Source organism: Streptomyces sp. NPDC107521 (genome assembly GCF_055598485.1).
In genome coordinates, this window is the sequence record NZ_JBVKAT010000021.1 from 33,958 (window position 1) to 48,352 (window position 14,395).

5 protein-coding genes and 1 tRNA gene are annotated in these 14,395 nt (G+C 77.6%); 5 read left to right on the forward strand and 1 reads right to left on the reverse strand.

Going from position 1 to position 14,395, the window contains the following annotated elements:
• The first annotated feature begins 51 nt into the window (after positions 1-51).
• The 4 genes from ACZ7LB_RS26100 (at position 52) to ACZ7LB_RS26115 (ending at position 3,326) form a co-directional block, all read left to right on the forward strand.
• On the forward strand, positions 52-954 hold the full coding sequence (locus ACZ7LB_RS26100) for a LysR substrate-binding domain-containing protein (protein ID WP_471471653.1): 903 nt from the start codon (positions 52-54) through the stop codon (positions 952-954).
• A gap of 237 nt (positions 955-1,191) precedes the next feature.
• Positions 1,192-1,548 carry an MmcQ/YjbR family DNA-binding protein gene (locus tag ACZ7LB_RS26105; protein WP_471471654.1) on the forward strand — a complete coding sequence of 119 codons (357 nt, stop codon included), beginning with the start codon at positions 1,192-1,194 and terminating at the stop codon, positions 1,546-1,548.
• A gap of 183 nt (positions 1,549-1,731) precedes the next feature.
• Positions 1,732-3,144, forward strand: coding sequence for an MFS transporter (locus ACZ7LB_RS26110; RefSeq protein WP_471471655.1), 1,413 nt, complete (start codon positions 1,732-1,734; stop codon positions 3,142-3,144).
• Positions 3,145-3,252: 108 nt separating this feature from the next.
• A tRNA-Pro gene (locus ACZ7LB_RS26115) sits at positions 3,253-3,326 on the forward strand.
• A gap of 507 nt (positions 3,327-3,833) precedes the next feature.
• Here the strand turns inward: ACZ7LB_RS26115 and ACZ7LB_RS26120 are convergent.
• The gene (locus ACZ7LB_RS26120) at positions 3,834-5,021 is read right to left on the reverse strand and encodes a hypothetical protein (RefSeq protein ID WP_471471656.1); all 1,188 of its coding nucleotides are present in this window, start codon (positions 5,019-5,021) and stop codon (positions 3,834-3,836) included.
• 1,011 nt (positions 5,022-6,032) lie between these two features.
• On the opposite strand from ACZ7LB_RS26120, the gene ACZ7LB_RS26125 reads away from it, so the two are divergent.
• Positions 6,033-14,363: an amino acid adenylation domain-containing protein gene (locus tag ACZ7LB_RS26125; RefSeq protein WP_471471657.1), complete on the forward strand. Its 8,331-nt coding sequence runs from the start codon at positions 6,033-6,035 to the stop codon at positions 14,361-14,363.
• The last annotated feature ends 32 nt before the right edge of the window (positions 14,364-14,395 follow it).

Genomic DNA, 14,395 nt, shown 5'->3' on the forward strand with positions numbered 1-14,395 from the left:
GGTGCCGGGGCCGGGCCGGTGCCAGGGCCGCGACCTGGCAGAATCGACGGTGTGATCGAAGCGCGGCGGCTGCACATCCTCCGGGCGGTGGCGGACCACCGCACCGTGACGGCGGCGGCCGCCGCGCTCTACCTCACCCCCTCGGCGGTGTCCCAGCAGCTGACCGCCCTGGAGCAGGAGACCGGGCACCGTCTCGTCGAGCGCGGCGCCAAGGGCGTCCGGCTGACCCCGGCCGGGGAGATCCTGCTCCGCCACACCAACGCCGTCCTCGCCCAGCTCGAACGGGCCGGGGCGGAACTGGCCGCCTACGGCTCCGGCGCCGCCGGTACGGTCACCGTCGCGTCCTTCGCCACGGGCATCGCCCTGGTCGTCGCCCCCGCGCTGGCCCGCCTCGCCGCGTCCGCTCCGGGCATCCGCATCCGCGTCCACGACGCCGAGGGCGACGCCAGCCTGCCCATGGTGCTGGACCGGCGGCTCGACGTCGCCGTCGCCGTCGAGTACCGGGGGGCGCCGCCCGCCGACGACCCGCGCCTGACCCACGTGCCGCTGTACGCCGAGCCCTTCGACGCGGTCGTCCCGGTCGCGCACCGGCTCGCCGGAGCGGCCGAGGTGCCGCTCGCCGAGCTGGCCAAGGACCCGTGGATCGGGCCCTACCCGGGCAACCCCTGCCACGACGTGGTGGTGCTGGCCTGCGAGAGCGCCGGGTTCCAGCCCCGTCTGGAGCACTCCTCCGACGACTTCCGCGCCGTCGTCTCCCTCGCCGCCGCCGACGCCGGGGTCGCCCTGGTCCCGCGCTCCGCGCTGCTCGGGATGGATCTGGCCGGGGTGGTGGTCCGCCCGGTCGACGGCGTCGCCCCCACCCGCCGGGTCTTCGCCGCCGTGCGCCGGGGCGCCGAGGAGCACCCGCTGATCCGCCCGGTCCTGGGCGCGCTGGAGGCGGCGGCGGGGGAGTAGGACCGGGGCACGGCCCCGCGGTCCGGGAGCGGCCCCCGGGGCACGGCCCCGCGGTCCGGGAGCGGCCCCCGGGGCACGGCCCCGCGGTCCGGGAGCGGCCCCCGGGGCACGGCCCCGCGGTCCGGGGTGCGGCCCCCGGGGCACGTCCCCGCGGTCCCGGGAGCGCTTCCCGGACCGCTCCGCCCGGCGCCGCCGCCCGGGGCGCGGCTGTCAGTGGCGGCGGTTACGGTGCCTCCCATGCCGGATGCCGAAGACGTACGCCGTATCGCCCTGTCCCTGCCGGACACCACCGAGAAGACCGCCTGGAGCATGCCCACCTTCCGGGTCGCGGGCAAGATGTTCGCCACCCTGCCCGAGGACGAGACCTCCATGGCGGTGCGCTGCCCCAGGGACGAGCGCGACGAACTGGTGCTGGCCGAGCCGGAGAAGTTCTGGATCGCCGGTCACGAGGCCCAGTTCGCCTGGGTGCGGGCCCGGCTGGCCGCCCTGGAGGGGGAGGACGAGCTGCGGGACATCCTCGCCGACTCCTGGCGCCAGGCCGCCCCCGTCCGGCTGCAGGACTCCCACCCCCGGTTGGGGCTGCCCGGGGAGTGAAACCCCCTCGGGCACCGCCGGTGCCCCGTGGCATGATCCGTGGACACGCGCGGCGGCCGGGACCGGAGGGGGATCCCGGCGGCACAGGGGGCGCGGCGGTTTCCGGGGACGGCGGCAGCGGCCGGGCCGGGACGGCGATGTCACAGGGGCCGGCGGGACCGGCCGGGAGGGAAGCGGCGCGGGATGACCGGAGCCAAGCCAGCAGAGCCCACGTCCGACGGAGCGGCCGGGGCGGGTGGTGCGCGCCCGGTCTGGTCGCGGGACTTCTCGCTCTTCTTCGTCGCCCGCGCCGTCGCCCGGCTCGGGGACACCATGCTCCCCGTCGCCCTCGCCGCCGGACTCCTCCAGCACGGGTACGGCGCCGGGGCCGTCGGCCTCGCGATGGCCGCGACCGCCGCCGCGTTCGCCGGGCTGGTCGTCTTCGGCGGGGTGCTGGCCGACCGGTTCAGCACCCGCAAGCTGATGATCGGCGCGGATCTGGTGCGGCTCGGCACCCAGGCCGTCGCCGCCGCCCTGTTCTTCTCCGGGCACGTGGTGCTCTGGGAGATCTGCGCCATCGGCTTCGTCAACGGTGTCGCGGGCGCCGTGTTCCAGCCCGGCGTCGCCAGCACCGTGCCCCGGCTCGCCTCCGACATCCAGGGCGCGAACGGCGCGATACGCGTCGCCGAGTCCGCCGCCCAGCTCGCCGGGCCCGCCGTGGCCGGACTGCTGGTCGGCTTCGCCTCGCCGGGCGGCGTCTTCGCGGCCCACGCCGCCACTTACGGCGTCAGCGCCCTGTGCCTGCTGCTGCTCCGCCTGCCCCCGCCGGTCCCCGGCGCGGCCCCCGCCGCGCACGGTTCCGCCGGGGCCCGGGGATGGAAGGCGTTCCGCGGCGATCTCGGCGTGGGGTGGCGGGAGTTCCGCGCCCGCACCTGGCTCTGGGGCGTCATCGCCGTCTGGTGCGTCTACATGGTCACCGTGTGGGGGCCCACGATCCCGCTGGTGGCGACCGAGGTGGTGCAGCAGCACGGCCCCCGCGCCTACGGCCTGCTCAACTCCGCCCTCGGCGCCGGGACCGTCGTCGGCGGCCTGGTCGCGCTCCGGCTGCGCCCGCGCCGCATGCTGCGCGCCGGAGCGGTGGCCCTCTTCGGCTTCGCGGCCTTCCCGGCGGCGGTCGGTGCCGGTCTCGGGCTGCCCGCGATGTCGGCCGGGGCGGCCGTCGCCGGGGCGGGCCTGTCCTTCTGGGGCGTGATGTGGGCGACGAGCGTCCAGACGCAGGTGCCGGGCGAGGTGCTCAACCGCATCCACGCCTACGACGTGGCGGGCTCGCTGGCCATGGTGCCGGTCGGCCAGGCCCTCGCCGGTCCCGCCGCCTCGCTGCTGGGCGCCGGGAACGTGCTGCTCGTCGCGGGCTTCATGAGCCTCGTCGTCCCCGTCGCCCTGCTGCTGATCTCGGCCGTGCGCGGCCTGGTCCGCGTGGACGCGCCCCGGGCCGTGTCGACCGCCGCGGCGGAGCCGGAGCCCGCCTCCCGGCCCGGCCCCGGACCCGCTCCCGGCGCGGAACCCGCCCAGGGCCCGGCCGGGACCGCCGGGTCGGCCTGCGGCAAGCGCCGCTGACCGGGCCGGGAGGCGCCGCCGCGGAAAAGCGGTGCACGACCACCGGCCCGAGTGCGGTATGGTTTTCCTGCACGTTCGGCCGGGGGAAACCCCAGGTCAGGCGGGCATCGGGACGTGGCGCAGCTTGGTAGCGCACTTGACTGGGGGTCAAGGGGTCGCAGGTTCAAATCCTGTCGTCCCGACTTTACGAAGTCGCAGTTCAGGGGCCGTTTCAGAGCAATCTGGAACGGCCCCTGAGCCGTTTCCGGAGTCCGTCGCGCACGGGCCGGGACCGGCGGCGCCGGACCGGACCGCGGCGGGCCGTGACCGGCCGGGCCGGTCGCGTACGCCTTCCGTGGCGCGGCCCGAGCGTCCGCCCCGCGCGTCCCCGGTCTCCCGTGGCGGATGGCCGCCCTCCCGGGAGGCCGACGGGCGCCCGGTGCCCCGGCCGCGGCGCTCGTGCCACCGCCGCGGGCATGGGGGCGAGCGGCGCCCGGACGGTCGCCCGGGTGCCGCTCGCGCCGGTGGCCGGACGGGACGCACCCCCGTCGGGCACGGCGGCGGGGCCGGGAGGGGGCGGACGGAAGCGGAAGCCGCGTGCCGGCCCCGCCGCCCCGAGTCCGCCCCGGCCCCAGGGGGGGGCACCACGGCCCCGGGTCATCCGGCCCTCCGGCCGCCCCGGCGCCCCGGAGGTGCTCCGCCGCCCCTGGTCACGCCGCCCGGTAGAGCCCCGGGGCCAGGTACACGGAGAACCTGGGCTTCGGGCCGCCCCGGTACGAGACGAAGTTCTGGGTGAGCGACTCGGTGAGGGGGCCGTCCGCCAGGTCGTCCAGGAGCTTGGCGTAGGGGGCGGCGGCGGGCGAGCCCTCGGCGCGCAGGAAGGCCACGACCCGGTCGCGCGCGGCGGCGTCGTGGTCGTGGACCGGGATCATCGGGACGTACAGCGTCGCGCTGGGCAGATCGTGGACGGTGTCGAGGGTGAAGGTGGTGACGGGGGGCTTGCGCTGCCACGCCCCGGTCCCGTCGGGGCCGTTGATGCCCTCCAGGGCGCGGGCGAAGAGCCCCGGCTCGTGGTCGCGGGCGACGGCCGACCTGGCGTCGATCCCGGCCGCGCCCACCCCGGAGTGGGCCACGTACACCTGGGCGCGGAAGTCGCGTCCCCCGGTCAGGTCCAGGGCGACGGCCACCGGCTCGTGGGCCGGTCCGAAGGCGCCGCCCAGGTGGTCCACCAGTGCCCGCCAGGGGGTTTCCAGGCCGAGGGCGCGCATGGCCTCCCCGGTGCGCCGGGCGGAGTCCTCCCGCCCGGCGACCGCGGGGTTGAGGAAGACCTTGTACTGGGGGTCGGCGCCGGGCCGCCAGGCCACGGCGTGGGCGAAGGTGAAGTAGCCCTGGGGGTCGTCCCGGGCGAAGAGGTCCTCCACCGCCAGCAGCCGGTCGACCGAGACACCGGGACGTCCGGCCAGCCGCCGGGTGAGGGCCATCGCGTCGCGCATCCGGGAGACCGCGGTGCCGTCGCCCGGCGGTTCGAGGGAGATCCGGACGCCCGGGACGTCACCGGCCCAGGCGACGGAGGGCTCGAAGGGCGATCCGTCGATGGAGACCCAGCCCGCGCGCGCGGGCGGCGTGCCGACGGGGAGCCGTCCCCAGGACCCGGTTATCTCCTGGAGCAGGGCGTGTATCGCCTCCCGGCCGTCACCGCTGACGCCGAGGCTCCGCTGGGCGCGCCAGACGCGGTCGGCGGCGACCTCCGCGTAGGTCTCGGTGGGCGCGTGGCGCCGCGAGGCGAAGCGCATGGGGCGGCCGACCATCTCCGCGCTGACTCCGGTGTCCGGGCGGAAGCCGTCGCTCGTCAGTGTGGCCGTGGCGGCGGGTGAGGCGGTGGGATCCGGGGTGACCATGGGGACTCCATCGGGTGAGGGCGCTCCGGCGGACGCCGGACGCGGTGGGATCGGGCGGATGGGCCGGGGCGTGCGGGGAGGGCCGTCCGGCGCTCCCGGGCGTCCCGGCCGTGTGCGGTGCGGAGGGGGGCCGCCGCTTCTCAGGGAGCGGGCGGCGAGGTGTGCCCCCGGCTGGCGGGCGGTGTTCCCGCCGCCGGACAGGATCCGGTGCGCGGGGCGGCGCGGTGGGCCGGGAACCGCGCCGGTACGGGCGCGGCGGACGGCCGTGGCCGGGCCCGACGCGCCGGGCCGGCCGGCCCGTGCGGGAGGCCGCCCCGCCGCTGGGGAGGGGCGGTGTCGGTGACGGGTCCGGCGGGACCGTCCGCCTTCCGGCGCGGGGCCGCGGGCCCGGGTGCGTGCGGGCGGACGCCTCCCCGTCCCGCCGGTGAGCCGGTGCGGCGGGGGTGCTCCCGTACGGCGACGGAGCCCCGGCCTCCGCGCCGCGGGTGACGCGGGCGGGTCGACTCAGCCATGGGTGAACTCCTTGTCGGCATGCGGGAGTACGGGCCCGGCGCGGACGCCGGGCGCGGTACGGGAGGGGGAGCGGGCCGGAGTGGGGCGGGTCCGGCGCGCGATCTTCTCACCGGGTGGCGGTCCGTGACCGGGGTTTGCCGAAGGTTGGCCCCCGGGAGGGATCTCCGATCGCTGCTTCCGGCCAATGTCGCCGGTGCCGATGTGACACGAGGGAGCCGAGGGGAGTCTTCCGGTGGGGACGTCCTTGCGCGGAATGAACCTCTCCGTCCCCGGTACCAGCGTTCTTACCGATAGCAAACGGTAAATGACGCTTTGTGCGCAGATGAGCTGAAAGAGTGACCATGACGCAACGCTGCGTGACATTCTTTGTCGCGATCTGCGCACATCGTTGAACAGCCTGTACCCCCAGCCCGTCTGGTGTCCGTCCCCACGCCCCCGACCGGACCGCCGCTGCCGCCGTGTCCCCGTCGGGTGCGCACAGGAGTACAGAGGAGTTCCGTGCACCTGTCCGACCCGCGCCCCTCGGGGCGCCTTCGTGAGCGCCCCGAGGGGCGCCTCGCCGAACGTCCCGCCGACCGCGGCGCGAGCCTCCCCGAGGCGTTCGCCCGACAGGTCCGGCGCACCCCCGGAGCGACCGCCCTGGTCAGCGGGGCCCTGACCCTGACCTACCGCCAGCTCGACGCCCGCGCCGCCGCGTTGTCCCGGCGCCTGGTGGAGGCCGGGACCGGTCCGGAGTGCGTCGTGGCCGTGTCGCTCGACCGGTCCCCGGAACTGGTGGTCGCACTGCTCGCCGTCGCCCGCTCGGGCGGCTGCTACCTGCCGCTCGACCCGCGCCAGCCCTCGGCGCGCCTGGCCGGGATGCTGGAGGGGACCGGGGCCCGGTTCCTGCTGACCACCGGGGAACTCCCGGTGCCGGAGGCCGCCGCCGGCCTGCGCGTCCTCCTGGTGCCCCCGGCCGCCGGCCCCGAGCCGGAAGCGGCGCCCGAGGACCACGGAACCACCGTCGACGGCGGGAGGTTGGCCTATGTGATGTTCACCTCCGGGTCCACCGGCGTTCCCAAGGGCGTCGCCGTCACCCACCGGAACGTCGTGGACCTCGCCGGGGACCGGGCCTGGACGGGCGGCGCCCACGCCCGCGTCCTGCTGCACTCGCCGCACGCCTTCGACGCGTCGACCTACGAGCTGTGGGTGCCGCTGCTCACCGGCGGCGCGGTCGTGGTCGCCCCGCCCGGCGAACTCGACGCCGCCGCCGTCGCCTCGGCCGTCGGCGGCCAGGGCGTCACCGCGCTGTGGGTGACCGCCGGGCTGTTCGCGGTGCTCGCCGAGGAGGACCCGGGCTGCTTCGCCGGACTGCGCGAGGTGTGGACCGGCGGCGACGAGGTCCCGGCCGCCGCCGTGCGCCGGGTGCTGGCGGCCTGCCCCGGAACGGCCGTGGTCAACGGCTACGGACCCACCGAGACCACCACCTTCGCCACCTGCCACCGGGTGAGCGACCCCGGCACCCTCGGCGGGGCCGTGCCCATCGGCGCCGCCATGTCCGGCATGCGCGCGGAGGTCCTCGGCCCGGACCTGCGCCCCGTCCCGCCGGGCGAGGTCGGCGAGCTGTACCTGGGCGGCTCGGGCCTGTCCCGCGGCTACTGGGGGCAGCCCGCGCAGACCGCCCAGCGCTTCGTCGCCGACCCCTGCGGCACCCCCGGCGCCCGGCTGTTCCGCACCGGCGACCTGGTGCGCCGCCCCGCCGACGGGAAGCTGGAGTTCGTCGGCCGCGGCGACGACCAGGCGAAGATCCGCGGCTTCCGGGTCGAGCCCGGCGAGGTGGCGGCCGTCCTACGCACCCACCCCGGCGTCGCCCAGGCCGCGGTGGTCGTCCGCCCCGACCCCGCGGGCCAGCGGCGGCTGGTCGCCTACGTCGTCCCCACCGAGCGGACCGGGGACGGGACCGGGACCACCGACGGGACCGGGTCCGGACCCGCGGCCGGGTCCGCGGACGGCCGCGCCGACGACGACGAGTCCGTCGCCCAGTGGCGCCAGATCTACGACACCCTATACCAGGACACCGCCGCCACGGCCTTCGGCGAGGACTTCTCCGGCTGGAACAGCAGCTACGACGACCGGCCCATCCCGCCGGAGCAGATGCGCGAGTGGCGCGACGCCACCGTGGCCCGCATCCGTGAACTGCGCCCCCGCCGGGTGCTGGAGATCGGTGTCGGCACCGGCCTGCTGCTCTCCCGCCTCGCGCCCCACTGCGAGGCGTACTGGGGCACCGACCTCTCGCGGGAGGCCGTCGCCGCCCTGCGGACCCATGTGGGCCGCGACCCCGCCCTGGCCGGCCGGGTCGAACTGCGCCACCTGCCCGCCCACCGCACCGGCGAACTGCCGCACGGCCTCTTCGACACCGTCGTCGTCAACTCCGTCACCCAGTACTTCCCCGACGGCGACTACCTCGCCGAGGTGCTGACCGCCGCGGTCGAGGTGCTCGCCCCCGGCGGCACCGTCTTCGTCGGCGACGTGCGCAACCTGCGGCTGCTGCGCACCTTCCACACCGACGTCCAACTGCGCCGCCCGGGACGCCCGCAGGACCACGAGGCCCTGCGCGCCGCCGTCGAACGGAGCCTGGTCCGGGAGAAGGAGCTCCTGGTCGACCCGGCCTTCTTCACCCGGCTCGCCGGAACCCTGCCGGACGTGGTGGGCAGCGAGACCCGCGTCAAGCGCGGCCGGTACGCCAACGAACTGACCCGCTACCGCTACGACGCGGTCCTCCGCAAGGCCGGCGGTCCCGGCGACCGCCCCGCGGCGCCGCCCCCGGACGTCCGGGAGCTGGTGTACGGGCGGGACGTCACCACCCCCGCCGGCCTCGCCGGACTCACCGGCCCCGCCGGACCGGCCGGGCCGGCGACCGGGCGCGGCGGGGTGACCCTCCGGCTGACCGGCGTCCCGGACGCCCGGCTGCGGTCCGTGCACCGGACGGCGCGGGCCCTGGCGGAGGACGGGGAGGCCCCGGCGGCGGCCCGATTACCGGAGGCCGACGCCTCCGGCCCCGAGGGCGGTCCCGGACCCGGGGACACCCCGGGGCTCGGGGACAACCGCGGCACCGCCGGCACCGGCGGTGCGGACGCCACGGCCGGTTCCGGCGCGACCCCCGGTCGGGATGTCGCCCCCGGTCCCGATGTCGCCCCCGGTCCGGAGGGGTCCGGCCCGCAGGACGGTCCCGTCCCGGGGGACACCCCCGCGCCGGAGGAGCACCTGGAGGAGTTCCACCGGGCGGCCGAGGCCCTGGGTCTGCGGCTCTCCGCCCTCTGGTCGGCCACCACCCCCGGCACCCTCGACCTCGTCCTCACCGACCGGCCCCCGGGAACCCTGGTCCCGGGCACCCCCGACCCGGCGGACGCGGCCCCGGCCGCCCTGGTCAACGCCCCCGCGCGGGCCCGTGACACCGGCCCGCTGCTCGCCTCGGTCCGCACCCATCTCCGCGACCGGCTGCCCGAGTACCTGCTGCCCGCCGCCACGGTGGTGCTCGACCGTCTGCCGCTGACCGCCAACGGCAAGGTCGACCGGCGGCGGCTGCCCGAGCCCGGCACCGGCGCCGCCCCCGGCGGACGGCCGCCGCGCGACCCGCTGGAGCGGCTGCTGTGCGAGCTGTTCGCCCAGATCCTCGGCGTCGGCGAGGTCACCATCGACGACGGCTTCTTCGCGCTCGGCGGCCACTCCCTGTCCGCCACCCGGCTCAGCACCCGGCTGCGCGCCCTCCTCGGGGTGGAACTGCCGGTGCGCGGCGTCTTCGAGACCCCCACCGTGGCCGGACTGGCGGACGTGGTGCGGCGGGCCGAGGCCGGGCGGCGCCCCGCGCTCACGGCGGAGCGGCGGCCCGCGCGCGTACCGCTGTCGTACGCCCAGCGGCGGCTGTGGTTCCTCGACCAGCTCGACGACACCGGCGCGGCCTACCACGTGCCGCTCGTCCTCGACCTCGACGGGCCGCTGGACCGGGACGCCCTGGAACGGGCGCTGGCCGATGTGGTGGCCCGGCACGAGAGCCTGCGCACCGTCTTCCCGCAGACCGGCGGCGTCCCGTACCAGCAGGTCCTGACGGGCGCCGCGGCCCGGCCCCCGCTCGACGTGACCGACGTCCCGCACGGTGCGGTCCCGCCGCAGGGACGGCCCGCCGACGGCACACCCGCGGACCGCGCACCCGCGACCCCCGTACCACCGGACCGCGTACCCGCCGACCGCGTACCGGCCGACGGAATACCAACCGACCCCATACCAACCGACCCCATACCAACCGACCCCATACCAACCGACCCCATACCAACCGACCCCATACCGGCGGACCTCATGTCCGACGGCACACCGGCCCACGGCACCTCGGCCGACCGCACGCCGGCCGATGGTCCGGCGCCCGGCGCGCCGCCGCGTGGCGGCACGCGCACCGACGTCACGCGCACGCGCACCGGCACCGACGGCACGCGCACCGAGGAGTCCGCCGCCGACCGCGCCCGCACCGACGCCGCCGTCGCCGCCCTGGTCCGCGAGCCGTTCGACCTCGCCCACGACCTGCCGGTCCGCGCCCGGCTGCTGCGCCTCGCGCCCGAACGGCACGTCCTCGTCCTGGTGGTCCACCACATCGCCTGCGACGGCTGGTCCCTGGCGCCGCTCTGGCGGGACCTGGCCGACGCCTACGCCGCGCGCCGCGCCGGCCGCGCCCCCGACGCCGCGCCCCTGCCCGTCCAGTACGCCGACTACACGCTCTGGCAGCGGCGCCTGCTGGGCGGGGCGAGCGAGCCGGACAGCACGGCGGCCCGGCAACTCGCCCACTGGCGCAAGACGCTGGCGGACCTGCCCGGCCGGACGGCGCTCCCCGTCACCCGGCCCGCCGGCCAGTCGGTGCCGAAGGGCGGTCCCGGCACCCCGGACGGCCCCGGCGGCACCGTGCACTTCACCCTGGACGCCGACCTCCACCGGCGGATCGCCCTGCTGGCGGAGGAGCTCGGCGCCACCGTCTTCATGGTGCTGCACACCGCCCTGGCCGTGCTGCTGACCAAGCTCGGCGCGGGCGACGACATCGTCGTCGGCACTCCGGTCGCCGGACGCACCGACCCCGCCCTGGACGACCTCGTCGGGTTCTTCGTCAACACCCTCGTCCTGCGCACCGACACCTCGGGCAATCCCTCCTTCCGGGAGCTGCTGGCCCGGGTCCGCGAGGGCGACCTGGCCGCCTACGCCCACCAGGACCTGCCCTTCGAGCAGCTCGTCGACGCCGTCGCCCCCGTCCGCGAGGCGGGCCACCACCCGCTGTTCCAGGTGCTGCTCGCCCTGCAGAACGCGCCCGGCCGGGCCGCGCGCCTGTCCGGACTGGCCGTCACCCCGCGCCGCGCCGACACCGGCGCCTCCCGCTTCGACCTCTCGGTGAGCCTGGAGGAGCACCACGGGCCCGACCGGCGGGCGGACGGCATGACCGGCGTCGCGGAGTACCGCGCCGACCTCTACGACCGGACCGCCGTCGAGCGGCTGCTCGACCGCTTCCTCCGGCTGCTGACCGGCGCGACGACCGACCCCGGGCAGCGGATCGGCTCCCTCGACGCCCTGCTGCCCGGGGAGCGCGACCTGCTGCTCGCCCGCAGCGGCCGGCCCGACGAGGACGTGCCGCTCGGCACCCTTCCCGAGCTGTTCCACGCCCGGGCCCGCCGTACCCCGCGCGCCACCGCCGTGCGGTACGACGACGGCACGGGACGCGTCCGCACCGTCGACTACCGCACCCTGGACCGGCGCTCCAGCCGACTGGCCCGGGAGCTGATCGCGCGCGGGATCGGACCGGAGCAGGTGGTGGGCATCGCCCTGCCCCGCACCCCGCAGGCGGTCGTCGCGGCCCTCGCCGTCACCAAGGCGGGCGGCGCCTACCTCCCGCTGGACCCCGGCTACCCGGCCGCGCGGCTGACGCTCATGGCCGAGGACGCCCGCCCGGTCCTGCTGCTCACCGACACCGCCACCGCGCCCGCCCTGCCCGGGACGGCGGACGCGCCCCGGCTCGTCCTGGACGCGCCGGGGACACGGCGGGCGGTGGCCGGGCACCCCGGCACCCCCGTCACCGACGCGGACCGGCGCGCCCCGCTGACCCGGGCGCATCCCGCGTACGTCGTCTACACCTCCGGCTCCACCGGCCGCCCCAAGGGCGTGGTGGTCACCCACGCGGGCATCGCCGGCCTCGCCGGGGCGCAGAGCAGCCGCTTCGGGGTGACCGAACGCAGCCGCGTCCTCCAGTTCGCCCCGCACGGCTTCGACGGCGCGGTGTGGGAGCTGTGGGGCACCCTGCTGACCGGCGCGACCCTGGTCATGGCCCCCGCCGAGGCCACCGCGCCCGGCCCCGCGCTCACCGCGCTGGTCGCCCGGCACCGGGTCAGCCACGCGACCCTGCCCCCGGCCGCGCTCACCGTCCTGGAACCGGCCCGGCTGCCCTCCCTCACCTCCATGATCGTCTCCGGTGAGGCGTCCTCCGGCGACACCGTCCGCCACTGGTCCCCGGGCCGCCGCCTGTACAACGGCTACGGCCCCACCGAGACCACCGTCTGCGCCACGCTCAGCGGAGCGCTGTCCGCCCCCGTCGCCCCGCCCATCGGACGCCCCACCGTCAACGCCCGCGTCTACGTCCTCGACCACGGCCTGCGGCTGGTGCCGCCCGGCGTCGTCGGCGAACTGCACGTCGCCGGTGCCGGGGTGGCCCGCGGCTACCTGGGCCGCCCCGCGCTGACCGCCGACCGCTTCGTCGCCGACCCGTTCGGCGCACCCGGCGGCCGGATGTACCGCACCGGCGACCTGGCGCGCTGGAACGCCGACGGCGACCTGGAGTTCGCCGGGCGCGCCGACGACCAGCTCAAGATCCGGGGCTTCCGGGTCGAACCCGGCGAGGTGGAGGCGGCGCTGCGGGCGCTGCCGGGCGTCGCCGAGGCCGTCGTCGTACCGCGCCCGGACCGGCACGGCGGCATCCTGCTCGCCGGGTACGCCGTGCCCGCGGACCGGGTCCGGGCCGCCGACGGCCACGCGCTGCGCGCCCGGGTGTCCGCCGTCCTGCCCGACCACCTGGTCCCGGCCGTGATCACGGTGCTGGACGCGCTGCCCGTCACCGCCACGGGCAAGGTGGACCGGGCGGCGCTGCCGGAGCCGGACTTCGCCGCGCTGCCGGCCGGGCGGGCACCGGTCGGCGCCCGCGAGCGGCTGGTGTGCGAGGTGTTCGCGGACGTCCTCAAGGTCGAGCACGTCACCCTGGACGACAGCTTCTTCGCCCTGGGCGGGCACTCGCTGCTCGTGCCCCGGCTGATCAGCGAACTGCGGCGGCGGACGGGCGCGGCGGTGGGCGTGGGCACGCTCTTCGAGCACCAGACGCCGGCTGCGCTGCTGGCCGTGCTGGACGCCGGGACCCGACCGGCGTCCGCGGCCGGGCCCGGGGCCGCCGGTCCCGCCCGCCTGAGCGCGGACGCCCGCCTCGGCCCCGCGTTCGCCGTGCGGCCCCGCCCGGCCGGCCCGGGGCATCCGTCCGGCCCCGGTCACCCGTCCGGCCCCGGTCACCCGTCCGGCACGGGACACCTCCCGGGGGCCGTCCCGCCGCCCGGCACGGGGGAGCCGTCCGGTCCCGGCCACGGGTCCGGCGTCCTCCGCCCGTCCGGCCCCGGCCGCCGGGAGAGCGTCCTGCTGACCGGCGCCACCGGGTTCCTCGGCGCGTTCCTGCTGCGGGAGCTCCTTGACCGCACCGGCGCCGACGTCCACTGCCTGGTGCGGGCGACGAGCGAGAAGGACGCCCTCGCCCGGATCCAGGCCGCCCTGGACACCTACGGGCTGACGGTCGACGCCCCGTCATGGGGCCGGATCGTGCCCGTCCCCGGCGACCTCACCCGCCCCCTGCTCGGGCTCGACCCGGGGGACTTCGCGGAGCTGACCCGGCACCTGGACGCGATCTACCACAACGGCGCCCGGGTGAGCGCCGTGGACTCCTACGACCTGCTCGCACCGGCCAACGTGTCCGGCACCGCGGAGGTGCTGCGGCTCGCGGCCGAGGCGGGCGGGGTGCCCGTGCACCACCTGTCCACCGCTGCCGTGGCCGTGGCCCGGGACGACGGCGCGGACCGGGACGCGGGCGGCGGCCCGGAGCCGGGACCCGTCCCCGAGGCGCTCCGGCTGGACGCCCGGCGGCTGATCCCCGGCGGCTACCCGGCCAGCAAGTGGGTGGCCGAGGAACTGGTGTGGGCGGCGGGGGAGCGCGGCGTCCCCGTCAGCGTCTACCGCTGCGGCCGGATCGGCGGCGACACCCGCACCGGGGCCGGCTCCGACCGGGACGTCTTCTGGCACCTGGTCCGCGCCATGCTGATCGTCGGCGCGGCCCCCTTCCCCGAGCGCGACCCGCGCGGCCCGCTCCTGGTCGACATGGTGCCCGTCGACCGGGTCGCCGCCGCCGTGGTCGCCCTCTCCCGCCGCCCCGGCGGCACCGGACTGGCCCACCACCTGGTCTGCCCCGACCCCGTCCCCGTCACCGGCGTACTGGACACCCTCCGCGCCCGCGGCCACCGGCTGGACGCCATGTCCCCCGAGGAGTGGACCCGCACCGTGCGGGAGCGGGCCGACGCGGGCACGGCGGACCTCGACGCGGCGCTGCTGCTCGCCGACACCCTGCCCGCGCTCCACCGGCTCGGCCGGCTCCGCTTCGACCGGGCCAACACCACCGCCGGACTGGCCGGCACGGGCATCGACCTGCCGCCCCTCGACGCCCGGCTGCTGGGCGCCTACGTCGACCACTTCACCGGCACCGGCTTCTTCCCGCAGCCGGACCCCCGCCGGTCCGCGTGACGGCGCCGCCGCCGCGCACCGGCCCACCGCCC

Bases quoted from the DNA above. Each gene is read 5' to 3' on its own strand.
- ACZ7LB_RS26105 (WP_471471654.1), top strand. From the start codon at position 1,192: ATGCCGGATGCCGAAGACGTACGCCGTATCGCCCTGTCCCTGCCGGAC.
- ACZ7LB_RS26110 (WP_471471655.1), top strand. From the start codon at position 1,732: ATGACCGGAGCCAAGCCAGCAGAGCCCACGTCCGACGGAGCGGCCGGG.
- ACZ7LB_RS26120 (WP_471471656.1), bottom strand. From the start codon at position 5,021: ATGGTCACCCCGGATCCCACCGCCTCACCCGCCGCCACGGCCACACTG.